The 26,177-nt window shown below is 32.2% G+C and carries 24 protein-coding genes and 4 tRNA genes; 8 read left to right on the forward strand and 20 right to left on the reverse strand.

What is annotated here, in order from left to right; translation table 11 throughout:
• Position 1 precedes the first annotated feature (1 nt).
• The 10 genes from JC605_RS17955 to JC605_RS18000 form a co-directional block, all read right to left on the reverse strand.
• Positions 2-72, reverse strand: a tRNA-Trp gene (locus JC605_RS17955).
• 55 nt (positions 73-127) lie between these two features.
• Complete coding sequence (gene tuf, locus JC605_RS17960; protein WP_012024011.1) at positions 128-1,315, reverse strand: elongation factor Tu; 1,188 nt, start codon at positions 1,313-1,315, stop codon at positions 128-130.
• A gap of 55 nt (positions 1,316-1,370) precedes the next feature.
• A tRNA-Thr gene (locus tag JC605_RS17965) sits at positions 1,371-1,442 on the reverse strand.
• A gap of 86 nt (positions 1,443-1,528) precedes the next feature.
• Positions 1,529-1,609: transfer RNA gene (locus tag JC605_RS17970), tRNA-Tyr, on the reverse strand.
• Positions 1,610-1,668: 59 nt separating this feature from the next.
• Positions 1,669-1,742, reverse strand: a tRNA-Thr gene (locus JC605_RS17975).
• 90 nt (positions 1,743-1,832) lie between these two features.
• Entirely contained in the window at positions 1,833-2,135 is a 303-nt protein-coding gene (gene hpf / locus JC605_RS17980; RefSeq protein WP_008466930.1) for a ribosome hibernation-promoting factor, HPF/YfiA family, read from the reverse strand.
• 32 nt (positions 2,136-2,167) lie between these two features.
• Complete coding sequence (locus JC605_RS17985; protein WP_198857523.1) at positions 2,168-3,061, reverse strand: tyrosine-type recombinase/integrase; 894 nt, start codon at positions 3,059-3,061, stop codon at positions 2,168-2,170.
• Between the two features lie 88 nt (positions 3,062-3,149).
• Positions 3,150-3,344, reverse strand: coding sequence for a 30S ribosomal protein S21 (rpsU, locus tag JC605_RS17990; RefSeq protein WP_026730435.1), 195 nt, complete (start codon positions 3,342-3,344; stop codon positions 3,150-3,152).
• A gap of 145 nt (positions 3,345-3,489) precedes the next feature.
• Entirely contained in the window at positions 3,490-4,629 is a 1,140-nt protein-coding gene (locus JC605_RS17995) for an acyl-CoA dehydrogenase family protein (RefSeq protein WP_198857524.1), read from the reverse strand.
• Between the two features lie 14 nt (positions 4,630-4,643).
• Complete coding sequence (locus tag JC605_RS18000; protein ID WP_198857525.1) at positions 4,644-5,531, reverse strand: helix-hairpin-helix domain-containing protein; 888 nt, start codon at positions 5,529-5,531, stop codon at positions 4,644-4,646.
• Positions 5,532-5,793: 262 nt separating this feature from the next.
• Between JC605_RS18000 and JC605_RS18005 the strand changes: the two genes are divergently transcribed.
• Positions 5,794-7,260 carry an APC family permease gene (locus JC605_RS18005; RefSeq protein ID WP_198857526.1) on the forward strand — a complete coding sequence of 489 codons (1,467 nt, stop codon included), beginning with the start codon at positions 5,794-5,796 and terminating at the stop codon, positions 7,258-7,260.
• 49 nt (positions 7,261-7,309) lie between these two features.
• Here the strand turns inward: JC605_RS18005 and JC605_RS18010 are convergent, their stop codons facing one another.
• From JC605_RS18010 to JC605_RS18030, 5 genes are all read right to left on the reverse strand, one after another.
• Positions 7,310-7,537 (reverse strand): PspC family transcriptional regulator, encoded by a 228-nt coding sequence (locus JC605_RS18010; RefSeq protein ID WP_008466940.1) that lies wholly within the window; start codon positions 7,535-7,537, stop codon positions 7,310-7,312.
• Positions 7,538-7,599: 62 nt separating this feature from the next.
• On the reverse strand, positions 7,600-8,871 hold the full coding sequence (locus JC605_RS18015; RefSeq protein WP_198857527.1) for a DUF2851 family protein: 1,272 nt from the start codon (positions 8,869-8,871) through the stop codon (positions 7,600-7,602).
• A gap of 75 nt (positions 8,872-8,946) precedes the next feature.
• Complete coding sequence (locus JC605_RS18020) at positions 8,947-9,429, reverse strand: 3'-5' exonuclease (protein ID WP_198857528.1); 483 nt, start codon at positions 9,427-9,429, stop codon at positions 8,947-8,949.
• Between the two features lie 78 nt (positions 9,430-9,507).
• Entirely contained in the window at positions 9,508-10,869 is a 1,362-nt protein-coding gene (locus tag JC605_RS18025; RefSeq protein ID WP_198857529.1) for a pyridoxal-phosphate dependent enzyme, read from the reverse strand.
• A gap of 49 nt (positions 10,870-10,918) precedes the next feature.
• Positions 10,919-12,904: a putative porin gene (locus JC605_RS18030; RefSeq protein WP_198857530.1), complete on the reverse strand. Its 1,986-nt coding sequence runs from the start codon at positions 12,902-12,904 to the stop codon at positions 10,919-10,921.
• A 169-nt stretch (positions 12,905-13,073) separates the two neighbouring features.
• Between JC605_RS18030 and JC605_RS18035 the strand changes: the two genes are divergently transcribed.
• Positions 13,074-13,736: a ribonuclease HII gene (locus JC605_RS18035; protein WP_198857531.1), complete on the forward strand. Its 663-nt coding sequence runs from the start codon at positions 13,074-13,076 to the stop codon at positions 13,734-13,736.
• A 35-nt stretch (positions 13,737-13,771) separates the two neighbouring features.
• Here JC605_RS18035 and JC605_RS18040 read toward each other — a convergent pair whose 3' ends face one another.
• The 4 genes from JC605_RS18040 to JC605_RS18055 form a co-directional block, all read right to left on the reverse strand.
• On the reverse strand, positions 13,772-14,623 hold the full coding sequence (locus JC605_RS18040) for a nuclear transport factor 2 family protein (protein WP_198857532.1): 852 nt from the start codon (positions 14,621-14,623) through the stop codon (positions 13,772-13,774).
• A 236-nt stretch (positions 14,624-14,859) separates the two neighbouring features.
• Positions 14,860-15,558 (reverse strand): lipoyl(octanoyl) transferase LipB, encoded by a 699-nt coding sequence (gene lipB, locus JC605_RS18045; protein WP_198857533.1) that lies wholly within the window; start codon positions 15,556-15,558, stop codon positions 14,860-14,862.
• A 5-nt stretch (positions 15,559-15,563) separates the two neighbouring features.
• Positions 15,564-16,307, reverse strand: coding sequence for a hypothetical protein (locus JC605_RS18050; RefSeq protein WP_198857534.1), 744 nt, complete (start codon positions 16,305-16,307; stop codon positions 15,564-15,566).
• 75 nt (positions 16,308-16,382) lie between these two features.
• On the reverse strand, positions 16,383-17,099 hold the full coding sequence (locus JC605_RS18055; protein ID WP_198857535.1) for a hypothetical protein: 717 nt from the start codon (positions 17,097-17,099) through the stop codon (positions 16,383-16,385).
• 279 nt (positions 17,100-17,378) lie between these two features.
• On the opposite strand from JC605_RS18055, the gene lysS reads away from it, so the two are divergent.
• The 6 genes from lysS to JC605_RS18085 all read left to right on the forward strand — a co-directional run bounded on the left by lysS (position 17,379) and on the right by JC605_RS18085 (position 25,507).
• Positions 17,379-19,082 (forward strand): lysine--tRNA ligase, encoded by a 1,704-nt coding sequence (gene lysS, locus JC605_RS18060; RefSeq protein ID WP_198857536.1) that lies wholly within the window; start codon positions 17,379-17,381, stop codon positions 19,080-19,082.
• A gap of 85 nt (positions 19,083-19,167) precedes the next feature.
• Complete coding sequence (locus JC605_RS18065; protein WP_198857537.1) at positions 19,168-20,481, forward strand: AAA family ATPase; 1,314 nt, start codon at positions 19,168-19,170, stop codon at positions 20,479-20,481.
• Positions 20,478-20,972: a hypothetical protein gene (locus JC605_RS18070; RefSeq protein ID WP_198857538.1), complete on the forward strand. Its 495-nt coding sequence runs from the start codon at positions 20,478-20,480 to the stop codon at positions 20,970-20,972. The genes JC605_RS18065 and JC605_RS18070 overlap by 4 nt, the downstream gene beginning before the upstream one ends.
• The gene (locus JC605_RS18075) at positions 20,944-21,123 is read left to right on the forward strand and encodes a hypothetical protein (RefSeq protein WP_198857539.1); all 180 of its coding nucleotides are present in this window, start codon (positions 20,944-20,946) and stop codon (positions 21,121-21,123) included. Before JC605_RS18070 ends, JC605_RS18075 begins: the two co-directional genes overlap by 29 nt.
• Before the next feature lie 348 nt (positions 21,124-21,471).
• The gene (locus JC605_RS18080; RefSeq protein WP_198857540.1) at positions 21,472-22,617 is read left to right on the forward strand and encodes a serine protease; all 1,146 of its coding nucleotides are present in this window, start codon (positions 21,472-21,474) and stop codon (positions 22,615-22,617) included.
• A gap of 82 nt (positions 22,618-22,699) precedes the next feature.
• Positions 22,700-25,507, forward strand: coding sequence for a VIT domain-containing protein (locus tag JC605_RS18085; RefSeq protein ID WP_198857541.1), 2,808 nt, complete (start codon positions 22,700-22,702; stop codon positions 25,505-25,507).
• A gap of 63 nt (positions 25,508-25,570) precedes the next feature.
• On the opposite strand, the gene JC605_RS18090 is transcribed toward JC605_RS18085, so the two are convergent.
• The gene (locus JC605_RS18090; protein ID WP_198857542.1) at positions 25,571-26,167 is read right to left on the reverse strand and encodes a hypothetical protein; all 597 of its coding nucleotides are present in this window, start codon (positions 26,165-26,167) and stop codon (positions 25,571-25,573) included.
• Positions 26,168-26,177 lie beyond the last annotated feature (10 nt).

Consider the following 26,177-nt stretch of genomic DNA (forward strand, 5'->3'; position numbering starts at 1 on the left):
GCACGGGCGGAGGGATTCGAACCCCCATCAACGGTTTTGGAGACCGCTATTCTACCCTTGAACTACGCCCGTAATTAAAGCCAGTGATTAAAAAATAATCACTGGCTTCTTTTTTATTTTAATAGAATTACTCTACGATTTCAGTAACCTGACCAGCACCAACTGTTCTACCACCTTCACGGATAGCGAAACGTAAACCTACGTTCATAGCGATTGGGCTTAATAAAGCAACCTCAATAGTTAAGTTATCACCTGGCATTACCATCTCTACACCTGCTGGTAAAGAAATAACTCCTGTTACGTCAGTTGTACGTACGTAGAACTGTGGACGGTAGTTATTGTGGAATGGAGTGTGACGTCCACCTTCTTCTTTTTTCAAGATATAAACCTCAGCTTTGAATTTAGCGTGTGGTTTTACTGAACCTGGCTTAATAATAACCATACCTCTTTTGATATCAGCTTTATCAATACCTCTTAACAATAAACCTACGTTATCTCCAGCTTCACCTCTATCAAGGATTTTACGGAACATCTCAACTCCTGTAATAGTAGAAGTTAATTTTTCAGCTCCCATACCAATGATTTCAACAGGATCTCCAGTGTTAGCAACTCCAGTTTCGATACGACCTGTAGCAACAGTTCCACGACCTGTAATTGTAAATACGTCCTCAACTGGCATCAAGAATGGTTTAGCAACGTCACGTACTGGCTCTTCGATCCAGTTGTCAACAGCTTCCATTAATTCGATAATTTTAGGTACCCAGTTTGGATCATTGTTTAATCCTCCTAAAGCAGAACCTTGAACTACAGGACCATTATCTCCATCATATTCGTAGAAAGATAATAAATCTCTAATTTCCATTTCAACAAGCTCTAACAACTCAGCATCATCAACCATATCCACTTTGTTCATGAAAACAACGATTCTTGGAATACCTACCTGACGTCCTAAAAGGATGTGCTCACGAGTTTGTGGCATTGGACCATCTGTAGCAGCAACTACTAAGATAGCTCCGTCCATTTGAGCTGCACCAGTAACCATGTTCTTTACGTAATCCGCGTGACCTGGACAGTCAACGTGAGCGTAGTGACGGTTAGCTGTTTCGTACTCTACGTGTGATGTATTAATAGTAATACCTCTTTCTTTCTCCTCTGGAGCGTTATCGATTTGATCAAACGATTTTGCTTGACAGTAACCAGCATCTGACAATACTTTTGTAATTGCAGCAGTTAATGTAGTTTTTCCGTGATCTACGTGTCCAATTGTACCTATGTTTAAGTGCGGTTTGGAACGATTAAAATTCTCCTTTGCCATTTTACTTAATTTTTAATCTTAGTTATATATTAATTTTCAATTTCCTACTTACTTGAGCCAATGTCGGGATTTGAACCCGAGACCTCTTCCTTACCAAGGAAGCACTCTACCCCTGAGCTACACCGGCAGAGCTTCCATTTTTCAGATCAAAAGACTTTAAAATACAGATTTAACAATCTATAACTTACAATCTAAAACCTAAATTTTTATTTGTGGGGAGAGCAGGATTCGAACCTGCGAAGTTCACACAGCAGATTTACAGTCTGCCCTCGTTGGCCGCTTGAGTATCTCCCCTAGTTTTAAAAGTCCATTATTTTAAAGAACTAATTTCAAATCGCATTTGAAATTTATTGAGCCGATAGAGGGACTCGAACCCACGACCTGCTGATTACAAATCAGCTGCTCTAGCCAGCTGAGCTACATCGGCGAATGCATTAAAAAAGTCCGCTATTTCTAACGGACTGCAAATGTAGCTATTTTATCTTTTAATCAAAACATTTTTTCAAAAAAATTTCAATTAAATGTGCGCTCTAATTTTTTCTTTCCTTTTTACAAGCAAACGTTCTAATGATTCTGCCGAAAGCTCAACGGCCTCTTCAAATGTTTTACACTGTTTTTTTACCAAAAAATCATCACCAGGAACATTAATCTTTATCTCCACCACCTTATTCTCTTTATCACTCGTTCTTTCAACTTTCAAAAAAACATCTGATGAAACCACTCGATCGTAGTATTTCTCTAGCTTACCCATTCTTTCTTGGATAAAATCGACCAATTTTCTGTCGACAGTAAAATTAACTGCATGAACATCTACCTTCATAATAAAAATTTTAGGATTAACATTTAGAACTACTATTTACTTCTAGGATGCGCACCTCTATACACTTTCTTAAGCTCCGCTAAACTATTATGAGTATAAACTTGCGTAGACGCCAAACTAGAATGCCCTAGTAATTCTTTAACTGAATTCAAATCTGCCCCATTATTCAAAAGGTGTGCTGCAAAAGTATGACGAAGCACATGCGGACTTTTTTTTACCTTTTCTGAGACCCTACTAAAGTATGAATTTATTAAACGATAAACAAAAGATTCGCTCAATTTTAACCCTTTTTTCGAAACAAAAAAACACTCATAATTTACCAAACTATCCAAATCATCCCTTTCCTTTACATACAAATCAATCTGATCTGCAATAATCGGCAAAATCGGAATAATGCGCTCTTTATTTCTTTTTCCCAAAACCTTAATCAAACCATTTGAACGATCCACATTTTTAATCATCAAATTAATCAATTCCGCTCGACGCATCCCTGTCACATAAAACATCTCCACAATAAGCCTATCTCTTATTTCCTCAAAACCAACAGGAGCACCTATCACTGTAAACAAATCAGCCAGTTCTTTTTCCGAAAAAGGAATCTGAACCACTTTGGGCGTTTTTAGAGATTTATGCTTCAGCATAGGATTAACCTCTATTTGTTTTGTTTTCAAAAGAAATTTATAAAATGCTTTTAAAGAAGCCATTTTTCTATTGATGGAAACATTCGAAATACCCTGATCAACCAAAAAAACGATCCAACTTCTTACCTGGCTATAATTAACCAAATCAATACTCTCTTGATCAAAAGATTCTTTCACAAAAGATCCAAAAGACACAATATCATTCAAGTAAGCTCCAACTGTATGTACAGAATATTTTTTTTCCAATAAAAGATAATCCGAAAAAGCTTCTTTATTTGTTTTCATAATTTAAATATTAAGCACAAAAAAACCGTTAGTATCAAAATTAAAACATTTTGACCACTAACGGTAATTATTTTTAAAAAGCTAAATACTAACTTTCTAAACTGTCTTTCAAGCCTTGAATGTAAGCTGCTTTTTGAATTTGAGCTCTTTTGATAACAGATGGTTTAATAAAAGCAGTACGTGCTCTTAATTGACGAACAGTTCCTGTTTTATCAAATTTTCTTTTATAGCGCTTTAATGCTCTATCGATATTTTCTCCGTCTTTAATTGGTATAATTAACATAATATAGACACCTCCTCTCGTTAAGGCTGCAAATGTATATATTAATTATGAATTATGAATTATAAATTTTAAATTATTTTCACTTAAAACCTATAATCAGGAAGAAAACTACTATTTACCAACTTCATTTCGTCTTCCAAATGCTTTATTTCAATAAGTTTCTAGAAATGACAACCTTTTGGATTTCGGTTGTTCCCTCTCCTATAGTACATAATTTAGAATCTCTATAGAATTTTTCCACTGGAAAATCTTTAGTGTAACCATAACCTCCATGAATCTGAACAGCATCATTTGCAATTTTGACACATGCTTCTGAAGCATACATTTTTGCCATAGCACCCGATGTGGTTACTGGTTTATGCTTTTGCTTTAAAAAAGCTGCTTTATGGAGCAATAATTCTGAAGCCTCAATTTCTGTTGCCATATCTGCTAATTTAAAAGAGATTCCTTGAAAATTACTAATTGGCTGTCCAAATTGATGTCTTTCTTTTGAATATTTCAATGCAGCTTCATACGCTCCTTTTGAAATTCCTAAAGATAGAGCCCCTATCGAGATTCTCCCGCCATCAAGAATTTTCATTGCCTGAACAAAACCTTCTCCAACTTCTCCTAATCTATTTTCATCGGGAACTCGACAATTATCAAAAACCAATTCGGCAGTTTCGCTTGCTCTCATTCCTAATTTATTCTCTTTTTTGCCTGATGAAAAGCCTTTCATTCCCTTTTCAAAAACAAAAGCAGTCATTCCTTTAGAATCTCCTTTTTCTCCAGTTCGCACTACTACAACTGCAACATCTCCAGAAATACCATGCGTAATAAAGTTTTTAGCACCGTTTACAATCCAATGGTCTCCGTCTTTAACTGCAGTAGTATTCATACCGCCAGCATCTGAACCTGTATTGTGTTCTGTTAATCCCCACGCACCTATGAATTCAGCGGTAGCAAGTTTAGGAAGCCATTTTTTCTTTTGCTCTTCGTTTCCGAACGTTAAGATATGATTGGTGCATAAAGAATTGTGCGCAGCAACAGACAACCCGATTGATGGATCTACTTTTGAAATTTCTTCTACAACTGTAATATATTCGTGATACCCCAAACCTGAACCTCCATACTCTTCTGGAACTAAAACTCCCATGAAGCCCATCTCGCCAAGTTGCTTAAACAATTGGATTGGGAAAATTTGCGCTTCGTCCCATTCCATTATATAAGGTCTAATATTTTTTTCTGCAAAGTCTTTTATAGACTGTGCAATCATTAGTTGTGTTTCGTTGTAATCAAAGTTCATGAGTTAGTTTCTTTTTAGAACTCCAAATATAAACTAATTATTTTTGCTTTTTCAACAGGAAAATCTTTAATTTTTGCTAAATCCTCAATATTATTAAAATTTCCGTTCATACTTCTATAAGTGACTATTTGTTTTGCGAGTGTGTATTTGAAGTATGAAAATTGAGCTAATTCTTTTAATGAAGCCTCATTTACATTTATTTTCTTCAAGTTTGAAGGAATTACAACTTTAAAATGAGCATTTAATTCATTGACAACTTCTGGAGAAAGCCCCCAAATATCTTTCATTTGTTCCATTGAAACGAATGAACCCAAAATTTCTTTTTGTTTTAAGATTCTAGAAGACAGCCCTTCTCCTATTCCGTAGATTTTAATCAGATCTTCTTGAGTTGCTTCATTAATATCTAATATTGGAAACTTTTCTTTTTTTGGAAAACTATTTATACTAAAATCTTTTTTCTCAGTACTATAATTATTTTTATTCTGTTTCCAATCTGGAAATTTAAACAAAGGAGAAATTTTATCTAATAGTGAATCTGAAACTCCTGTGACTTTCTGAAATTCTTCTGCTGAGTTTACATATTTATTCTCTTTCCGAAATGCCATTAGTCGATCAATTTCCTCTACCGACATTCCGAGCTTGTATCCTTTATAATCAGAAATAAAATTAGGGTTGAAAAGATAATTAATTGGGCTTACCTTTTTATCGTCTAACTTTTCCTGATCGATTTCTGACTGTAGAGCAAGCCATTGCTCTTTTTCAGAACTTTTACTTTCTGAAATATTAAAATCGGATAAATAATAAAACAGTTGCAACCCTATCATAATAATGAAGAGCATAAAAAGGCCTATTCGCTGCTGTTTTGTAAAATGAAAATACTTGTTGAAAAACTTAAAATTCATAACTAAAATATTTTTGCCTGTATAAGAAAGAAAAATCCTTCAAATTTATAATAGAAATTAGTAAGAAAAGTAGTTTTTAAAAAATTATCGAATCTTTTATAAAAGTCCAATTAGTTTAATGAATGTCAATACTTAGAGAAAGTTTCTTACGAGTACTGTAAAAAAAACAAAGATTTTATAACTTAAAACATGATAATTGTTTTTATTTTTTACAAAAAACAATACATTTGGCACTTAATAACAAATAAACCAATAAAATAATATGTCAATTTGGAGAGTTAAACCTATATCAGCCTTTGAGGCCGATATGAAAAAAAGTGATTTAAAGAGAGTCCTAGGAAAATGGAGTCTTACTGCCATTGGTGTTGGTGCCATTATCGGTGGGGGAATTTTTGTACTTACAGGTACTGGGGCTTATTATCATGCAGGTCCAGCATTAGCAATTTCGTTTATCATCGCAGGTATTGCGTGTGTTTTTGCGGCTCTTTGCTATTCTGAATTTGCTTCTATTTTACCTGTTGAAGGATCTGCTTACGCATATGCTTACGGTACAATTGGAGAAGTTTTTGCTTGGATTATTGGATGGGGGCTAATTCTCGAGTATGCAATGGGATCTATGACTGTAGCGGTTTCCTGGTCCGGATACTTTAACAAATTGCTAAAAATATTTCACATTCACCTTCCTGATTGGTTAACTACAGATCCTGCAAGCTACACAGGAGAAGGTTTTTCTATGAATCTTCCAGCTTTCTTGATTGTTCTTTTAGTTATTTCATTGCTAATTAAAGGAACAAAAAGCGCTGCTAAAGCAAATAACGCAATTGTTATTCTTAAAGTATCTGCTGTAATCTTTGTAATTATTGCTGGTCTTTTCTTTATTAATACAGCAAACTGGAGTCCTTTTATTCCTGAAGCAACTCAGATTATTGAAAAAGAAACTACGCACAATGCTTACGGAATTGGAGGAATCGTTTCTGGAGCTGCTGCGATCTTCTTTGCTTATGTTGGTTTTGATGCCGTTTCTACACAAGCTGGAGAAGCTATCAATCCTAAAAAAGATGTTCCTTTTGCAATTATTGCTTCTTTATTAATCTGTACAACTTTATACATTCTTGTTTCTTTAGTATTAACAGGAATGATGAACTACCAAGACTTTAATCCACTAGGAAAATATCCTGAGGCTATTAAAGCTCCTGTTGCTTATGCATTTGATATTGCAGGACAGGGCTGGGCTGGCTCTATTATTACTGTTGCTGCGACTATTGGTTTAATTTCAGTATTGATGGTTATGATCATGGGACAATCTAGAATTTTTCTTGGAATGTCTAAAGATGGTTTAATTCCTTCTGTTTTCTCTAAAGTAAACCCTATTTCTGGAACTCCAAAAACGAACTTAATGATTCTTGGAGCTATTATCGCAACTGTTGCTGCTTTTACACCAATCAACAAATTGGCTGATATGACAAGTTTTGGTACTTTGTTTGCCTTTACAATGGTTTGTATCGCTGTTTGGATTTTAAGAGTAAAACAACCAGGATTAACAAGAACATTTAAAGTTCCCGCTTTACCAATTATTGCGGTACTAGGAATTGCAATCAATTCTTATTTAATTTTTAATTTAAGTAAAGATGCACAGTTACTATCTTTTGGATGGCTTATTTTGGGTATAATTGTATACTTTGGATATAGTAAGAAAAGATCTAGACTTAACAATACAACAGAAGAATAATAAATACAACTTCATAAAAAAAGCTCCAATTTAAAATTGGAGCTTTTTTTTATAAATCAAATACTGATGTTCTTTTTGAGCGAATTAAATCCTTTAGTCTGATCCAGAAAGCAAGAGTTAAATAAACTCCAAACCCTAAACCAGCTGTAACAAAAGAAATGTAAATAAAAAACAAGCGCACACTTGTTACGCGCATTCCAAGTTTATCTGCTAGTCTTGAAGAAACATGGAAACCATATTTTTCAAAAAAGAATTTTAGTTTTAAAATTGCTGACATTTCTTTTTAGATTTTAGATTTACAAAAATAGGAATTATCTAATTATGAAATTTTCTAATTCGTTAATTATTTTTAAGCAACTCCAATCCGATAGCACATTTTAAGCAAGCCTTGCGTTCGCAATATTCATTTTTGAGTTCTAATAATGTCTGACTATCAAATGCCGTTTTTGACTTAATGCCAAACGAATTGAATTTATCGATAATAGCATTTTTCTCTGAAGTGACTTCATTCATAAAATCAATTAAATCTTCGGCAATTGATTCACCCATGATGTTTGAATACGCAAATTGGAGCGGAACAATCGTATTTAGAATCAGTAGATCTATAAATGACTTAGAAAGTGTTTTTGATTTCTTTGGACTTTCTTTATCAAACTTATAGTGATTTTGCCAATAAAGGCTCGCAGATACCGTTAACAAACCATGTACAGTATCGACTGATTTTAAATCAATAATTTTTGAAAACAGATTTTGATGTTTATGATATAATGCCGCCAATTGAGAAAGTCTAATTGTTGGGAAATTATCTGGCCGAAGTTTAAAAAACTGAAGTGGTTCTGTATATGTTTTTTCTATTTGATATTTATGCAGCAAATAGAAATAACGAAATTTTAAATCTTTATAGTAAACATCTTCTTTTTCTGCATTTAATAAATTTGAAGTTCCAAATAGTAGCGCTTCTAAATTTTCAACCTCAAAACTCTCTTTTCTGATTATAGCAAAAGGAATTGCTTTTGAAATCTGCAGAAAGGAATTTCCATTTGTATTCAAACCAAAATTCTTTGCTAGAAGGCAAAATAAGACGGCTTCCCAATCTTGATTGGTTTCTTCTAATAATTGATAAATAAACTTAGATTTTCGCTCTAAACGCTCAAAAAACAATCTTTCTTGCCAGTTTTTAAAAACAAAACCATCAATATCTTTTAATTGTCTTTCACAAAAAATCCAAGTTTTTGGAGCAACCAATGTGCTATAATTTTCGATTATTGCTTTTGAAACATAATCTTTAAGAACCAAAACAGGAATTTCTGTATTGTTTTCTCTAAAAACAGCAGTATCGTTTTCCCACACTACATGAAGAATGACATTTTTGTAGGCAGGATCTTTCTCATGATTGTGCAAATACCAATCTGAAGATTTTAAATGAATCTCGACATTGCCTGCCCATTTCTGATTTCCAATTTCTATATAAGCATTGAAAAAATCAGGTCCAGCAAGTTCTAGATAATCGCCCGATTTTAAAATTGTTATTACTTCGCCTTGGGCAGTTTTTAAATTCAAGCTATCAAATTTCTTGAATTTCCAGAGATAATGAAGAAAGTCTTCTTTCATTTTTAGATTTTATGATGCTGTTACAAAATCTAAAAGTAAATTATTTTTTAATATTATTCTTACAAATATAAAAAATTAACGAAGCATATATAACTTAGCACAAGCCCTTGCATCTGATAAAGCTTCGTGGTGATTGAGCTGAATATCCATTTCGCGACAGCAATCACTTAGTTTTGTTGGCTTTATGCCTTTTGCTTTATATATTTTAACCGTGCATTCCCATTTTGTAGCAATATTCAAATCTTCATAATTTAAGCCATGAAGCAACATTGTTTTCATTAAAACATTCCGGTCAAAACTTTCATTATGCGCTACCACAACTCTATTTTTTAGTCTCTTTTCAATCTCAGGGTAAATTTGAAAAAAAGATTTTGCGTTGATAGTATCTTTTGGGTAAATTCCATGAACACGAATCGTAAACGGATTATACTCATTATTTGGTGGCTTAATTAAAGTTACATACTCGTCAACTATAATTCCGTTTTCGACTGTTACAATACCCACCGACCATGGATGATATCCTGTTGCGGTTTCAAAATCTATAGCTGTAAAATTCATTTTATATATTTAAAAGACAAATCCATAAACCTAATTGTTTTACAACAAGATTTATGGATTATTTGTATTTATAAAGGCTTATTTTATTGCGCCAATAATATCATATTTAGTAATAATGTGATGATGTCCGTTTCCTAAATCAACCAAAACAGCGTCATTTTCTTTGCTGAAAAGTTTCGAAACTTCCTCAATTGGTGTTCCTAATTTTACAATTGGAAAAGGTTTACCCATTACCTCTTTAATTGGTTTTTCGGCAACATTTTTATCTTCAACATAACTTCTAAACAAATCTGTTTCGTCTACAGAACCAACAAAACCATTGATATCTACAACTGGAATTTGCGAAATCTTATATTTACGCATACGCTCAATTGCATGCGAGACCAATTCCTCTGTACGAACAACGATTAATTCTTTGTCAATATGATCTTTAATAACGTCTTCTGCTTTTGTAATGTTTTCTTCCAAAAATCCGCGTTCGCGCATCCAATCATCATTAAACATTTTTCCAACATAACGGCTTCCAGAATCGTGAAATAATACCACAACTACATCATCTGGTTTAAAATGTTCTTTTAACTGTAACAAACCTTTTATACAAGCTCCAGCAGAATTTCCAACAAAAATTCCTTCTTCAAGAGCAATCTTTCTAGTATAAACCGCAGCATCTTTATCGGTTACTTTTGTAAAACCGTCAATTAGAGAAAAATCAACATTCTTAGGCAGAATATCTTCTCCAATACCTTCTGTTATATACGAATAGATTTCGTTTTCGTCGAAGATTCCTGTTTCATGGTATTTCTTAAAAACAGAACCATAAGTATCAATACCCCAGATTTTAATATTTGGATTTTGTTCCTTCAAATATTTTCCAACTCCAGAAATAGTTCCTCCTGTTCCAACACCAACAACAAAATGAGTGATTTTTCCATCAGTCTGTTTCCAAATTTCTGGTCCAGTTTGCTCATAGTGCGCCAATGAATTTGACATATTATCGTACTGATTTACGTACCAAGAATTTGGAGTTTCTTCTGCTAAACGCTTTGAAACCGAATAATATGAACGTGGATCTGTAGGCTCAACATCTGTAGGACAAACAACAACTTTTGCACCAACAGCACGAAGAATATCCATTTTTTCTTTAGACTGTTTGTCTGAAATAACACAAATTAATTTGTAGCCTTTTACGATTGCCACAAGTGCAAGTCCCATTCCCGTATTTCCAGAAGTTCCTTCAATAATAGTCCCTCCAGGTTTTAATCGGCCATCTGCCTCAGCATCTTCAATCATTTTTACAGCCATTCTGTCTTTTACAGAATTACCAGGATTAAAGGTTTCGACTTTTGCCAATACTAATGCATCAATTTCAGCAACAATTTTGTTCAGTTTTACCAATGGTGTGTTACCAATTGTTTCTAAAATATTATTTGAAAAGTCCATTTTTATTTAAGTTTTATTAAGTGGTTCTAAATAAAAAATAGTCCGTTTTTTATTGGAAGAAATTCCAAACCAGACCAAAACGCAACACAAAATCACGATACGGATTATGTGGCGCTGAATAATAGTTGCTCTGCGAAAACAAAGCATTAAAATGCTCTGCTTTTAAATAAAAACGCGTTTGGCGTATTCTGGCATTCACAAAGAAATCGAATGTTGCAAAACCACCCGTTTTTTTCTCCTGCTGTACAAAAAATTCAGCAATAACAGGGTTATAATCATCTCCGTAATACTTCGTAAGGTAATTAAACACAATTCCTGTTTGCATAAATAAAGCTTTTTTAAAGAAATGATTTGAATAATAGAATGTGTTTCTAGTTACAAAATCAGGTACATTTAAAATTAAATCTGATTGATCTACTTTTTGGTATAAAAGCGTATTATCTAATGCAAAAGGTCCAAATTTAAACTCTCTGCTTGCTTTTATTTCTAAATAGTTAATTACATTTCCATACTGCATTGGCTTAACGATCTGCTCTTGAGCTGCTTGCTCCGCATCTGTAGCCATATCGGTAAAATACAAATGATCTTTTAATACCGTATACTGAACTTGTCCTGTTAACCAAGGAGTTGTAATTTCTGCACTTAACGAATTGATTTTTTCGTTTTTAAAATTATTTGCCCAATTGTATGAAATCCAACTACTTTGATACAAATTATAATTATTATTAGGCAGTTTATTGATGTTGCGATATCTAAAATCAAACTTGATTTTTTCGTTCATATTATATCGCAACTTTGCATCTAAATCTGAAAGCGATTGGTTGGTAATTGATCTAGAATACAAAAATCTACCGTTCCATTTGTTTTTCTGATATTCATACTGAGCACCGAAATTATTAAACTGCAAAAACAAATTATCTGGAATCGCATTTCCATCAGAACCAATAATAACTCGGTTGTATTTGTAATTAGATCTGTAATCGTCTATAAAAAATATAAATTTACCTAACAGCGAATTCTCATAAGCTGCACCTACTTTGTTATAAAGTCTCTCATATTTGGTCTGATCGTTAATATTGCCTGACGAATAGGAATCTCCAAATCGTTGTATGCGGCTAGTTGTTCCGTCATTAGAAGTTATAGTCGAAATTACCGTTGGTTGCTTATATTCGTAATCTTTATATTCATAATTAAATTGATGCGTTATATAAAGGTTATTGCTTCCATCTTTTGGATTTACTCTAAAAGCATGGTCAAAAAACAATCTTCGCCCTTTTAAAAATGATTCTGCATCGGTTAAATAAACCTGCAATCTCTGTCGGTTTTTATAATCATTACTATTGCTTTCAAAATCAGAATCACTCGTTATACCTCCATTTTCTTCATTTAAAATATCTTGATTTGTAAAATGTGCATTTATCGCATAACGCTTGTCTGTTGTAGCATAACTGGTTGTAATTCTTAAATTTCCTGCACTAACCAATTGGTTATTATAATCTCCTTCAGATCTTAATCCTTTATAAGCAATTGAAAAATTAAGATTTTTAGAAACGTTTAATGTGATAAATGAATCTACATTTTGCCCTTTTTTAATTGTAGTATTAAAAAACAACTCCGTAAAAGGTGTTGCAACAGAATAATATCTAATTTGATCTGCCTGCATGTAAATAGAATGCTTGCCACTAAAACCGATTTCAGGATACGGAGAAAAACTTGTCAAACTATATTGTAATGTATTTAAAGGCTGTCCAATATTAGAGAACTCCATAAGACCAAAAAGATCTTTTCTTAGATGATTTTGTTTGTAAGCACTTTTAAGAGTCAACGAAGTATCGGCATAAATTGTATCGTGTTCTAGAGTAACAATTTTATACTGGTCTATTTTCGCTATTTTTTGTTTTTTCTTTTTTACTGTATCCGTAATACTTGAATATTTCGTATTCATATCTAAATTATTTTTAGAAGCAGGATTTTTTTCTTGAGAAAACAATAAAGTTGGTACAACTAATAGATATAGAAAAATGAATATTCTCATTTGATGGCTTTGTATAAATTTATTTTGACAAAATTTGCTAAGCAAAGGTAAATTATAAAAACAAATAAATAAAAAAACACTTCATTTTATACAATTGCCTTGGCTGACAGTACGAAAACGAATATTTTTGCCAAAAATTTCATCTAATTTGTTATTTAAAACCTAAAAAATGCTCGAAAAAAATTTCTCAGGATTTGTTTTGGAAACCGGAACCGATGAGGCTGGCAGAGGATGTCTAGCTGGTCCAGTTACTGCCGCAGCTATAATTTTACCCGAACATTTTGAAAATAAAATCTTGAATGATAGTAAGCAATTGTCTGAAAAAACAAGAGCGCTTTTAAGACCAATTATAGAAAAAGAAGCTTTATGTTTTGCCGTAACGCATTTGTTTCCAGACGAAATTGATGAAATAAATATTTTAAATGCTTCTATGAAAGGAATGCAAGAATGCATTTTAAAGTTAAAGCATGTTCCCGAATATATTATTGTTGATGGAAATTGTTCCTTAAATGCTAAACTCGGACTTAAAAATACTTTTGGAAAACAGTTTTCTCAGGAAGAAATTGCACTTTTAAAATCGATTCCGAATCAAAGTATTATCAAAGGCGATGGAAAATACTTGAGTATTGCTGCTGCATCTGTTTTAGCAAAAACATATCGCGACGAATATATGGATCAAATTCACGAAGAATTTCCGATGTACAATTGGAAACAAAACAAAGGATATCCGACCAAAGAGCATCGTGAAGCCATTAAAGAATTTGGAACCACAAAATACCATAGAATGAGTTTTAGACTTTTGCCAGAGCAACTAGAACTTGATCTCTTCTAATAAAAAACGACCTATTTTGTATAGGTCGTTTTTTATTATTTTTTACTTTTTAAGAATTCTGCAAATGTTTTTGTGTCATAGTAAAAAGGTCTGACAGCCGTAATTTTTCCGTCCTTCAAATCAAAATGTTCTGAAATTGGAACTGACATTGTTTTACCTGATTTTTTAGATTTACAGCTTATTGTAAAATAAATGATTACTTCATTTTTAGAAGCATCACTAAAATAAACCGGTTCTTTTTCTATCTGTAAATCAAAAAACTCTGTTGATTTTGTAAACATTTTTGTCCATTCGCTAAAACCAATATAAGTTCCTCCGTAAGGCAATCCTGTAGCCTGATTATAAACTGCTCCGTCTGCAATTAAAGCACTCAAAGCATCAAAGTCTCTTGTTTTAAAAAGACTTTCATAATATTTCGCCACTACTTTCAAATTATCAGCTTCTAGATTCTTTAAAATATCTGCCTCAGACAAAGTTGCTCCTTTATCCCAGAAACTAATAATTTTACTTACCTGACCTTTTCCGTTTAAACGTGCAAAATCACGTCCAGCCATTACAAGATTATTTTTAGAATCAAGAATTTTCCATTCCCAAGTTACATAATTGTCCTTTACAATTTTGGCTCCCGAAGTTAAAACTGCATCTGGGTTTTTCTTGTAAAATTCGTTAATAACATTATTAAACGCAACAGTTCCTTTTATAGAAGCTGAAGGATCTTCAAAAGTACTGTCTTCTAACCAGATTGATTTTATCATCTTTAATCTAGTATCGCTATTTTTTTCCTGCCACACTTTTTCATAAACTGTAACTGGATATAATTTATCTTTCTTTTGGGCAAAAAGACCATTTAGCACAAAAAGAAAACAGAATAAGTAGATTTTTCTCATAAGCAATCAGGAATTAAAAATTTAATAGTAAGTACTCAAATTTAGCATAAATACCTTAGAGAACGATGAATAATCTATAATTTGTCTTTCTTTCAAAATCTTAACTTTTGCGAAATGGTTTTTCTCTTTTTTCAATATTTTTTTAGAAAAAAACCGATTTCTCTCTAAAAATTGACACGAAATAAAAAACCGTTTCAAATGAATATCTGAAACGGTTTACTTTCTTAGAGATGTTTTTAAACAAATTCAGCTTCGAAGAGCTCTGCGAAATGTTTTATGATTTTAGCTTTTATTTCTTCTTCATTTACTTTTTCTACCCCGAGTTCTACGTTTAAAGAAGTAACGCCTTTTCCGCGAATACCGCATGGAATAATATTATCAAAATATCCTAAATCAATATTTACATTTAAAGCAAATCCGTGCATGGTAACCCATCTTGAAGCACGAACGCCCATTGCGCATATTTTACGTGCAAACGGAGTTCCTACGCCAAGCCAGACTCCAGTTTCTCCTTCGCTTCTTCCCGATTCTAAACCGTATTCTGCCAAAGTTAGAATGATTGATTCTTCTAACAGACGAAGGTATTTATGAATATCAGTAAAGAAATTTTCTAAATCTAAAATCGGATAACCTACAATTTGTCCAGGTCCGTGATACGTAATATCTCCGCCACGATTGATTTTATAAAAAGTCGCTCCTTTGGCTTCGAGTTGTTTTTCGTTTAATAATAAGTTCTCTAGATCGCCACTTTTCCCCAAAGTATAAACATGAGGATGCTCTACAAACAGCAAATAATTTGGTGTTGGCAACTCTAGTTCTTCTCTTCTATTCTTGATTTTTAAATCGACTATGTCTTTAAAGATTTCTTCTTGATATTCCCAAGTAGATTTATAATCTTTTTTACCCAGATCCTGAAGTTGGATTTTTTTGTTCATTTTAATTATTTTTCAAACTCAACATCACAGTCAAGTTTGTCGGGATTCTCCATATAATCCGTAAAAGAGTATTGAATTGTAATTGATTTTCTGTCGTCGCTAAACAAAGCGCTTGGATTAGAGACTTTCTTTATCTTTTTTGGAAAGTGATATTTTACAATGTAGCTAGACGAAGCAAACATCATTTTTGACATATCTCCTTCTGAATCTTGCGCCTTTGCTGCCTTTTTTTGTTGATCGACTACTGCTTTTCTTGTAAATTTCTTTCCGTCATAAGTATAACTTAATTTACTGCCATTATCTCCGAAACCGCTTCCCATAGGATTTTTGCCTCCTTCTAATTTTTGAAGCGTGCCCAATGTCTGTAAAATATCTTGCAATTCGTTTACGTTTTTAAAATCAGTTGACATGTTCATTAGAAATTCTTTCTTCTCTGAACTTATTTTTGTCGATACAACATAACTTTCCAGTTTTTTAAGTTCTTTTTGTGTTTCTGGCGACAATTTGGCAATACTGTCTTTTTTCTCTTGAAATACTTCTTTGAAAGTAAAAGTAGTATCTATATCTTTTTTATTGTCTCCCATTTGACCTGCAATTTGATCACCAGCCATTTCCATTATAGGAGAACCGTCCATGTCTACAGAGAATTTTCCGGTTCCGTTATCGTTTATGTAAATATTTTCAGTGAAAGTACAGCTAGTTAAAGTCGCTATTAAAAAAGAAAAACAAAGTAATTTGTATAATTTCATCGATGTACAATTTTTCATCAAAGATACGAACTTTTTTAAGGCGCTAACTTTATTTAAAAACCCGCTAAAACCTTTTTATTCTAAAACAACTTCTAGATTTGTACTTTCTGGATTTTTTAAACAATCTGAAAGCTGAAATTTTAAGCTTAAAGATTTTTGGTCTGAACCAATAATTGCGTTTGAATTTGAAACCGATTTTATTTTTTGAGGAAAATAATATTTGAGCATATAGGATTGCATTACCTTATACTTAGAATATATTTTTTCGTATTCATCCATTTCTTTTTTATCTTTTTCAAACTTTTCTGGATTGGTTATGGCTAAAGTTCTTTTAAAAACTTTACCATCAAAAGTGTATTTTATTTTATAGCTTTTTCTGTATATGGGATAGTTTTCTTTAAGAGAATTTGCCAATCCGAGGCTTTCATAAAGATTCGGTATTTCTTCTATGTTCTTAAATTCGAAAGCTACTTTGTTGAAATTTTCCATTTGAATTGGGTCCAATTTGATCTGCATTTTTACATTTGCATGCTCTGTAAATAAAGCTTGGTCGGCTTTATTAAATTTCACAAAAGTATCTTGGTACTTGACGATGTAATCTCGAAAAGTAAAAGTTGTGTCTATAAATTTTTCATCTCCAAAATCTTGTCTTCCTAACTGTGCGAAACTATTCTCATCTCGAAGACTGTATACTTCGATACTTCCGCTTCTGTCTGAATTTATGGTAAGCGTTTCTGTAATTTGACAGCTTATAAAAGAAAATAACAGTAAAAAAACGGATAAATATTTCATTTTTTGTTAAAAATCTAAAGTTACAAAAAGCTAATATAGTAAGTTTTTTCAGTCATTGCGTTCCAACTAAAAACTCTTTTGAAAACGAAAATTTCTAATCTAGCCCCGATAGAAGCGGTATCCTTTTTCTTGCTTCTTTAGCAAGGAAAAGATACAAGCGTATAGCGGGACAAAACGTTCATGAAAAGACGAAAATTTCTGCTGCAAAAAACCTTAACACTTTGAGTTGAAACTTGAAACAAAAATTTTATCTTTGCACACTTAAAAAAATAGCACAAAATGGCATTATCAGAACAAGAAATCATTAGAAGAGAAAAACTTCAGAACTTACGCAACTTAGGAATCAATCCTTATCCAGCTAATCTTTTTCCTGTAAATCATACATCTAAGCAGATAAAGGAAACGTTTGAAGAGGGTAAGAAGGTTATCGTTGCGGGACGTTTGATGAGTGTTCGTGATCAAGGTAAAGCTTGTTTTGCTGAGTTACAAGATAGCGAAGGACGTATTCAATTGTACGTAAATCGCGATGTTTTGTGTGAAGGTGACGATAAAACGCTATACAACCAAGTGTTCAAAAAATTAACCGATCTAGGTGATTTTATTGGTATTGAAGGTGAATTGTTTACAACTCAAGTTGGTGCAAAATGTATTCGCGTGACTGGTTTTACTTTCTTAAGCAAAACTTTACGTCCGTTACCGTTACCAAAAGTTGACGAAGAAGGAAACGTTCACGATGCATTTAATGATGCTGAGTTACGTTACAGAATGCGTTATGTAGATTTAACAGTAAACCCACAAGTTAAAGAAACTTTCATCAAACGTACTAAATTGTTCAGTGCGATGCGTGGTTATTTTAACGATGCAGGATATTTAGAGGTTGACACTCCTGTTTTACAATCTATTCCTGGTGGAGCTTCGGCAAGACCATTTATTACGCATCACAACTCGCTTGATATTCCGCTTTACATGCGTATTGCAAATGAGTTATACTTAAAAAGATTAATTGTTGGTGGATTTGAAGGTGTTTATGAGTTTTCTAGAAACTTCCGTAACGAAGGTATGGACAGAACGCATAATCCTGAGTTTACGGCAATGGAAATATATGTAGCCTACAAAGACTACAACTGGATGATGGAATTTGCTGAAGGCTTATTGGAGCATTGTGCAATTGCAGTTAACGGAACTAGCGAAGTTACTTTTGGCGAGCACAAAATTAACTTTAAAGCGCCTTATGCTCGTGTTACAATGACAGATTCTATCAAACATTTTACTGGTTTTGATATTTCTGGAAAAACAGAACAAGAATTGTTTGAAGCTGCTCGCGGAATGGGAATCGAGGTTGACGAAACAATGGGTAAAGGAAAATTGATTGATGAAATTTTTGGAGCTAAATGTGAAGGAAATTATATTCAGCCAACTTTCATTACAGATTATCCTAAAGAAATGTCACCGCTTTGTAAAGAGCACCGCGATAATCCAGATTTGACTGAGCGTTTTGAATTAATGGTTTGCGGTAAAGAAATTGCAAATGCATATTCTGAATTAAATGATCCAATTGATCAAAGAGAGCGTTTTGAAGATCAAATGCGTTTGGCAGCAAAAGGTGATGATGAAGCAAACGGAATTATCGACGAAGATTTCTTAAGAGCTCTTGAGTACGGTATGCCTCCTACTTCTGGAATGGGAATTGGAATGGATCGTTTGATTATGTATTTGACAAACAATGCTTCGATTCAGGAAGTTTTATTGTTTCCTCAAATGCGTCCTGAGAAAAAACAAGCTCAGATCGAACTTTCTGATGAAGAAAAATTCATTATTGACTTGCTTACCAAAAATGAAAATAGAATGGATTTAACGCAACTAAAAATTACAGCTAACTTAAGCGGTAAAAAATGGGATGCTTCTATGAAAAACTTATCTAAACACGGTTTGACTAAAGTTGTTGTTGACGGCGAGTTTAAATTTGTGGAATTGATGGGGTAAATTCCTTTAAAATCATATAAAAATTAAAAGGAGCTTTTATTAAGCTCCTTTTTCATATATAAATATTTTCCTTAATTTTGGAAACATGGAAAGAGCAAAACTTATTGTTAAAAATTTTGGACCTCTAAAAGATATTGATATCGAAGTTAGAGAAATGGTAACCTTTATTGGTGCTCAAGCTTCTGGTAAAAGCACTTTGGCTAAATTACTTTCAATATTTGAAGATGAAAATTTTAGAAGAGACGATTTAATCACTTTTGAAGATGAATTAAAAAAATATAATATTTTTTCTTATTTAAAACCAGATACATTTATTCTTTACGATAATGTAACAAAAAATGTGTGTCTCAATCATTTTAAACATGAAAACGGCATTTCAAATAAATCAGGAAGTACAAATTGGCTAAATTACACTAAAGAACAAAAAATCGATCATGATATTATATCTATATTAAAAGACTATATAAATTATGATTTAACCTTCACAATTATAAAAGCTGAGTATTTTAGAAAAGTCTTAGCTCTTTTTTCAACTAATGAAAAAAACAAGGATCTAGTCGATTATTTGGTATCGTCTCGAAATAAGTTGGCTGACATAAGTATTGATAAAATATTTGAATTAGGCAACATTGAAAAAAAAGCAGAAAACTATATTTCATTCTATGAAATCATAATCAATATATTGCCAGAAGTATACACTTTCGATTCTATTTATATCCCAGCTGAAAGAACATTTCTTCATCTAATAGAAAGAAATGTTATGGGTTTATTAAAAAGTGGAGTTAATATTCCAGGACACATATTAAATATTGGAAACGAATATGAAAAAGCAATTCATACCATAAAGGAATTACCTATAAAAATTATTGATAAAAAAACAAAGTACAAAAGAGAAGGTCAAAAATCATATATTTATCATAATGAAAATGAAAAAGTTGATTTATTAGAATCTGCATCTGGCCTACAATCGGTAATACCTATTTTATTATTAATTGAATATTCCAAATCATTAAAAGAAGAATATAATTTCAATTTTGTTGTTGAAGAGCCTGAATTAAATTTATACCCTAAAGCCCAACATGAATTAATTAAATATTTAATTAAAAATTGTTTAATAGAAAGAAAAAATCTAATAATAACTACTCATAGTCCATTTATTTTAGCTTCCATAAATAATTTATTATTAGCTCATGATAAAGGTCAAAACAATCCTAAAGAAGTAAACAAAATTATAAAGAAAGAGTCTTGGCTTAATCCTAAAAATTTTATTGCTTATGAATTGAAAAATGGAAAAGCAAAAAAAATCATGAATGATAAATTAGGGCAAATTTCGGAGAATATGATTGATGGTGTTTCGGATGCTTTTGCTAATGAATTTGATAAATTACTTGATTTATGATTCATCGTCTTAGACAAGCGTTCCCTGAAATTGAAGCAAATTGTTTACAAACTATTACAGATAAACATGCATTTGTTTTTGAAGCTGAAACAGTTTTATTTGTCAAAGTAAAAGATCCTTGGCATTTACACATAGAGAACAAATCAAATAATGAATTCTACTTTATTCAAAATGATGATTGTGTTATGAAAAAAGCTAAAGGAGGTCAATGTGATTATGTTGTTTGCAATAATAAAGATGTCTTTTTCACAGAAGTTAAAGTTGCAAAAGGAAATCAGGCAAACCACAGAAAAGATGCCTATTTGCAGTTAGAAAACACATTCAAACATTATTCAAATTTGATTGATTTTAATCCCTACATCCTTAATGCTGTAGTTTGTTTTCCAAGTAAAAGAAGAATTATAAAGGCAAGTGCTTCTACAAAAAGAAAAGAATTTAAAGATTTATATAAATTAAATCTTATTGAAAGTAATTATATTTCATTTGATTAATAACCAAAACTTAAAGATTTATAATCAAGAAATTTATCAATTCGATGAAGACGAAATAGAAATCATCAAAAAAAGCGAAGACGATATAAAAAAAGGAAGAGTTATTTCACAAGAAGATTTAGATAAAGAAGATCTTGAATGGCTTTCTTAATTTAAGTAGCAAACCCGACAGGTTTTAAAACCTGTCGGGTTTCTTTTTTTAAAACAAATACTTCTTCTCATCAATATTTAAAACTAAAATCAAAAATTACGATTAAAAAACTGTAAAACAACACTTTACTTTTACCAAATTGTTTTACAAGAAAATACTTTCACAAGCCTTGTTACAACATTCAAAAACAAGACAAAACTCCGCTAATAAAGAACATACAATTGATTTTGTTTTTGCTTTTTTTTAGCAAACAAATTACTACATTTGAAAAAAAATAGACTTTATATAAAGTCTATTTTTTTTTGAACCCAAACCCATTCAATTAACATTTTTCAACCAATACTTTAAATGAAAATTAGAAAGATCGCCCCAAACGAAGACTTGGAAACAACAGTCAAGAAAAAAAGAAATCGTTTCAAATTTGTTCTCATTGCTATTATCGTTCTCTCTGCTGCAGGCTTTTTAGGTTTTAAATATTTTACGCCTAAAAAAGAAGCTATTTGTTTAGGCACAGATACCAAAATCTATGATGCTTACAAAGACGCAGTTGTGCTTATAAAGCATAGATATGGCTATTTTGCTAAAATTAATGGAAAAGAAATTCAGCTTAATGTTGAGGATGCTAAGGAAGAAACTATTTACGGAACTGGCTTTTTTGTTGATACAGAAGGTGACATGATTACCAATAGACATGTTTTACAACCATGGGATTCATCAGATGAAGAAAGCGCCAAAGTAAATACTACTATACGAAATCTACGAATGAAGGTTGCTTCTATTCTTACTACCGATGTTTCTGAAAATGACTATGAAAGTTTTATTGACAACAACTGGTCACATGCTTCAGTCTCGTATGATGAAGGTGAAGGAGACGGAGAATATGAAGAATCAGGCGAAGAAACTACTGAGTCTGCGGGTGAAGAATTTGTTAGTTCTAATGAAGCAGAAACAGATACAGCGCAAGTATCTACTGATATTGCAGCATCTATTCCGGTAAAAGAGTATGTTCCTATAGAAAACATTGAAGTATATGTAAAAACTGTCGACATTGAAGTAGCTCTTCATAATTCTGATAGTGAATGGAATAGTTGTGAGGTTAAAAAAGTTTCAGATGACACTAATGTTGATTTAGGTCTTTTACAGTTAGTTACTCATAAAACTCCACAAACTGTTACCAACATCATTAGTCTTGATAATATTATTGATAATGATGCTTCTTTAGCTCCTGGCCAAAAAGCAATAATGGTAGGTTATCCGATGGGAATGGATTTGGCACAAACAAACTCCGGCATAAAAGTACAGCTTTACAATGGTCAAATTAGTAAAGAATCTGATGGTAATAAAATTCAATACAGTATAACTTCTACACATGGCGCGAGCGGCGCACCAGTTTTTAATGAATGTGGCCAACTGATTGCTGTTAATTTCAGTGGAGTAGATCAAGTTCAAGGTATAAATTTTGGAATTGTGGCTAAACATATTAATTCTCTCTAATTTGAAAAGTTCAGAAAAATTTTTAAATTTAAAAGAATTTTCCTACGTTTATAACCGAATAAAAAATCGCATTTAATTAATTATGAATAAATTTTTTAGTATTTGCGCACTACTATTCTGTGGTGTCGCTTTTTCACAGATTCCAACTCTGGATGTCGAAAATCAGAAAAAAAATTCGGTCATCTTAAAGGAGGTAAAAATTGAAACCAAAATTTTAGGAAATCTTGCTTCAACTACCGCAACTTATACATTTTACAATCCTGGAGACAGAATTTTAGAAGGAAATTTTACACTTCCGTTGCCAGAAGGAGTTAGCGTAAGCGGTTATGCTTTGGATATTAACGGAAGCTTAAGAGATGCAGTTCCTGTTCCGAAAGAGCGAGCTAAAGAAGTTTTTGAAAGTATAGAAAAAAGAAATATAGATCCAGGTATTATTGAAAAAGTAGCTGGAAACAATTTCAGAACCAGAATTTATCCTATTACTGCGAGAGGCAGCAGAATGATTAAGATTACTTACAATCAGGAATTAAAAAATTCTGCGACCGATTATGAATATTTTTTAAGTTTTGCCAATGCAGTTAGCATTCCGAAATTTAATCTAAAAGTATTGGTTAACGAAAGTCTGACAACTCCTAAAATTACAGAAAATCCAGATGGAAGTTTTACTTTTCAGAAGAAAGGAAATCAATGGATTGCTGAAATTAGTAAAACGAATTTCACTCCAAATGAGAGTCTTAAAATAGCTATTCCAAAAGTAAATGAGTCGTCTAATGTAATGCTTCAAAAAGCTTCTGACGATAAATCTTATTTTGCGGCAAGCGTTTCAATGAATTTCCCTGTAAAAGAAAAAGCAAAATCTCAAAAAATTGCCATTATTTGGGACAATTCATTTAGCGGATCTAAAAGAAATCACCAAAAAGAATTGGACTTTCTTACTGCTTATTTTTCAGACAACAAAGACGTTGCGGTCTCTTTTGTTCTTTTAAATAACGTTCTTGAAAAAACAGAAGAATTTACGGTTTCTGGTGGAAATTGGAATGCATTAAAAGACAGAATTCTTAATCTGAAATACGATGGCGGAACTGATTTTGGCGCTTTAAAAGAGATTTCATCAATAGACGAATATCTTATGTTTTCTGACGGAATTTCAAATTTTGGTGATTTAACTCTAAAATTCAAAAAACCGGTTAATAGTATAACAAGCACACCCACTTCTGATTTTAATCTGCTTAAACTTTTAGCATCACAATCTGGAGGGAATTTTATCAATCTTAATGAATTAGACACTCAATCTGCTCTAAAAACGTATAAAAGACTTCCTATTGTATTTTTAGGTTTTAAAGAAACCAATACACTTCAGGAGTTATTTCCAAATGTTGGAACTGCCGTAAACGAACCAGTCAACATATTCGGAATTTCATCTTCAAACTTGAGCAAACTTACTGCTGTTTTTTCAGTAGGAAATAAAAAATTTGAAGTGCCTGTAGATTTTAGTAACGCTGTACAAGTAGACAATTGGCCGCTTGCACAATTTTGGGCGCAACGAAAAATTAATGATCTTGAACTTAATTCAACTCAAAACAGTGAAGAAATCAGAAATCTGAGTGAGCAGTTTGGTGTAGTAAGCAAGAACACCAGTCTTATCGTATTGGATGATGTTAATGATTATGTGCGTTTTGGCATTACTCCTCCAGAGGAATTAATATCAGAATACAACAGAATCGTTTCTCAAAACAAAAAACAAATTTTAGAGAAAAGAAGAAATCTTCTATCTAAAGCTTTTGATAAAACACGTGAACTGACAACTTGGTGGAACAGTGAATTTAAGCCTACAGAAAAAAAACAATATCCTACAATTTCTAAACAGTCACAAAAATTGTCTTCGGCAGAAGAAAGTGTTGTTAGCGATAATGATGTATATTCTGCAGAAACTAGAGCAGGCGATAAAAAAACTTCTACAGGTAAAATAACTTTGATAGATGTAGAAAGTACTCAAGAGTATATGAAAGATTTTCAGTCTTTACAGTCTCCTGAATTGATTTACCAGAAATATCTTGAAAATCGTCCGAAATATGAGAAACAGGTAACCTATTATTTTGATGTTTCTAAACTCCTATTCAAAAAAGGTGACAAAGCACTTTCCCTAAAGGTTTTAAGTACATTAGCAGAACTTGATTTGGAAAACGAAGAGTTATATAAGACGATATCTTATCTGTTGAAACAAAGAGGCAATTATGAAAAAGAATTGTGGATTACTCAAAAGATTCTAGAATGGAGACCATTTGATCCTCAAAGTCATAGAGATTATGCATTAGCTTTGGTAGATAATAAAAAACCTCAAGAAGCTCTTAACATCTATAAAGGCATGCTTTATCAGGAATATACCGATGAGATTTCTATTAGAGATAATGGTATTGAAGAGATTTTGATTATGGAAATCAATAACATTTTGAGCCAAAACAAAAATGTTGATGCAAGCAAAGTTGATGATCGTCTAAAAGCAAATCTTCCAGTCGACATTCGTATTGTTATTAACTGGAATAAAGACAATACAGATATCGATCTTTGGGTTACAGATCCAAGAGGAGAAGATTGTTCGTACTCGCATAGATCTACAGAAATTGGAGGAAGATTAAGCAATGATTTTACTCAAGGTTTTGGTCCTGAACAATTTTTACTTAAAAAAGCGATCAAAGGAAAATATAAAATCAAGACTAATTTCTTCGGTGAGAGACAGAATATTCTTTCTGGACCAACGACTGTAATGGCAGAAGTTTACTTGTATTATTCTGACGGTAGACAAGAACGCAAAATTGCTGTTTTCCAAAGCCAAAAAGAAAACAAACGTGAAAGCGATAGTAAAATTCTAATTGGAGAATTTGATTTTTAGGAATTACAAAGCTTACTAATATTCAAATCCGACAGATTTAAAAATCTGTCGGATTTTTTATTTTTAAAATGAATACTTCTCCAATTTCTTTCCTTGAATATCTAAAACCTTTGTACTCTCTTTTGGAACATTACCTTTTATAACTTCTTGAACAGATGGATTGGATGGATATTTTCCACCTTTCATTTTTAGAAGATGAAATTTTCCTCCGCTTTCAAATATCAAATCATAAAATTTTTCTGTTACCGAAGAGGTTACATAAATTGGGAAATCGGTAACAGTGAAACGATTTATTACAGTACCATCATTTTTTAAAATATAACCCGAGCAGCCTCCGCTTCCGCAGAAATAAGGATTTGAAAAACCAACAAAATATTCGTTTTTCTTATCGTTGTTTAAATCGAAAGCTTCATAATAAAAATAACGGTCGTCTTTGGTCAGCGCAGGAATATCTTTCTCTAATAAAACGAGCAATTGCTTGCGAATTAATTCGACTGTCTTGTCTTCTTTTGAAGTGACTTCACTCAAATCTGCTGTTCCTCCAAGTGTTTTAGACAATGTATCTTGAACAATTGTTTTTACAATATTTTTCGAATTGTCTTTATTCTGACAAGAACTTAATGCCAAAATTGCGATTAGAATTAAAATCTTATTTTTCATAATCCAAAAC

Source organism: Flavobacterium sp. IB48, assembly GCF_016405855.1.
In the GTDB taxonomy this organism is placed as follows: domain Bacteria; phylum Bacteroidota; class Bacteroidia; order Flavobacteriales; family Flavobacteriaceae; genus Flavobacterium; species Flavobacterium ginsengisoli.

What these genes read in the sequence shown, in the direction of transcription:
- JC605_RS18015 (WP_198857527.1), bottom strand. Translation starts at nt 8,871, where the DNA reads ATGAAAGAAGACTTTCTTCATTATCTCTGGAAATTCAAGAAATTTGAT.
- JC605_RS18030 (WP_198857530.1), bottom strand. Translation starts at nt 12,904, where the DNA reads ATGAGAATATTCATTTTTCTATATCTATTAGTTGTACCAACTTTATTG.
- JC605_RS18050 (WP_198857534.1), bottom strand. Translation starts at nt 16,307, where the DNA reads ATGAAATTATACAAATTACTTTGTTTTTCTTTTTTAATAGCGACTTTA.
- JC605_RS18080 (WP_198857540.1), top strand. Translation starts at nt 21,472, where the DNA reads ATGAAAATTAGAAAGATCGCCCCAAACGAAGACTTGGAAACAACAGTC.
- JC605_RS18090 (WP_198857542.1), bottom strand. Translation starts at nt 26,167, where the DNA reads ATGAAAAATAAGATTTTAATTCTAATCGCAATTTTGGCATTAAGTTCT.
- JC605_RS17985 (WP_198857523.1), bottom strand. Translation starts at nt 3,061, where the DNA reads ATGAAAACAAATAAAGAAGCTTTTTCGGATTATCTTTTATTGGAAAAA.
- lysS (WP_198857536.1), top strand. Translation starts at nt 17,379, where the DNA reads ATGGCATTATCAGAACAAGAAATCATTAGAAGAGAAAAACTTCAGAAC.
- JC605_RS18035 (WP_198857531.1), top strand. Translation starts at nt 13,074, where the DNA reads ATGCTCGAAAAAAATTTCTCAGGATTTGTTTTGGAAACCGGAACCGAT.
- JC605_RS18055 (WP_198857535.1), bottom strand. Translation starts at nt 17,099, where the DNA reads ATGAAATATTTATCCGTTTTTTTACTGTTATTTTCTTTTATAAGCTGT.
- JC605_RS18020 (WP_198857528.1), bottom strand. Translation starts at nt 9,429, where the DNA reads ATGAATTTTACAGCTATAGATTTTGAAACCGCAACAGGATATCATCCA.
- rpsU (WP_026730435.1), bottom strand. Translation starts at nt 3,344, where the DNA reads ATGTTAATTATACCAATTAAAGACGGAGAAAATATCGATAGAGCATTA.
- JC605_RS18025 (WP_198857529.1), bottom strand. Translation starts at nt 10,869, where the DNA reads ATGGACTTTTCAAATAATATTTTAGAAACAATTGGTAACACACCATTG.
- lipB (WP_198857533.1), bottom strand. Translation starts at nt 15,558, where the DNA reads ATGAACAAAAAAATCCAACTTCAGGATCTGGGTAAAAAAGATTATAAA.
- JC605_RS18070 (WP_198857538.1), top strand. Translation starts at nt 20,478, where the DNA reads ATGATTCATCGTCTTAGACAAGCGTTCCCTGAAATTGAAGCAAATTGT.
- JC605_RS18000 (WP_198857525.1), bottom strand. Translation starts at nt 5,531, where the DNA reads ATGAATTTTAAGTTTTTCAACAAGTATTTTCATTTTACAAAACAGCAG.
- JC605_RS18005 (WP_198857526.1), top strand. Translation starts at nt 5,794, where the DNA reads ATGTCAATTTGGAGAGTTAAACCTATATCAGCCTTTGAGGCCGATATG.
- JC605_RS18085 (WP_198857541.1), top strand. Translation starts at nt 22,700, where the DNA reads ATGAATAAATTTTTTAGTATTTGCGCACTACTATTCTGTGGTGTCGCT.
- JC605_RS18065 (WP_198857537.1), top strand. Translation starts at nt 19,168, where the DNA reads ATGGAAAGAGCAAAACTTATTGTTAAAAATTTTGGACCTCTAAAAGAT.
- JC605_RS17995 (WP_198857524.1), bottom strand. Translation starts at nt 4,629, where the DNA reads ATGAACTTTGATTACAACGAAACACAACTAATGATTGCACAGTCTATA.
- JC605_RS18010 (WP_008466940.1), bottom strand. Translation starts at nt 7,537, where the DNA reads ATGTCAGCAATTTTAAAACTAAAATTCTTTTTTGAAAAATATGGTTTC.
- hpf (WP_008466930.1), bottom strand. Translation starts at nt 2,135, where the DNA reads ATGAAGGTAGATGTTCATGCAGTTAATTTTACTGTCGACAGAAAATTG.
- tuf (WP_012024011.1), bottom strand. Translation starts at nt 1,315, where the DNA reads ATGGCAAAGGAGAATTTTAATCGTTCCAAACCGCACTTAAACATAGGT.
- JC605_RS18040 (WP_198857532.1), bottom strand. Translation starts at nt 14,623, where the DNA reads ATGAGAAAAATCTACTTATTCTGTTTTCTTTTTGTGCTAAATGGTCTT.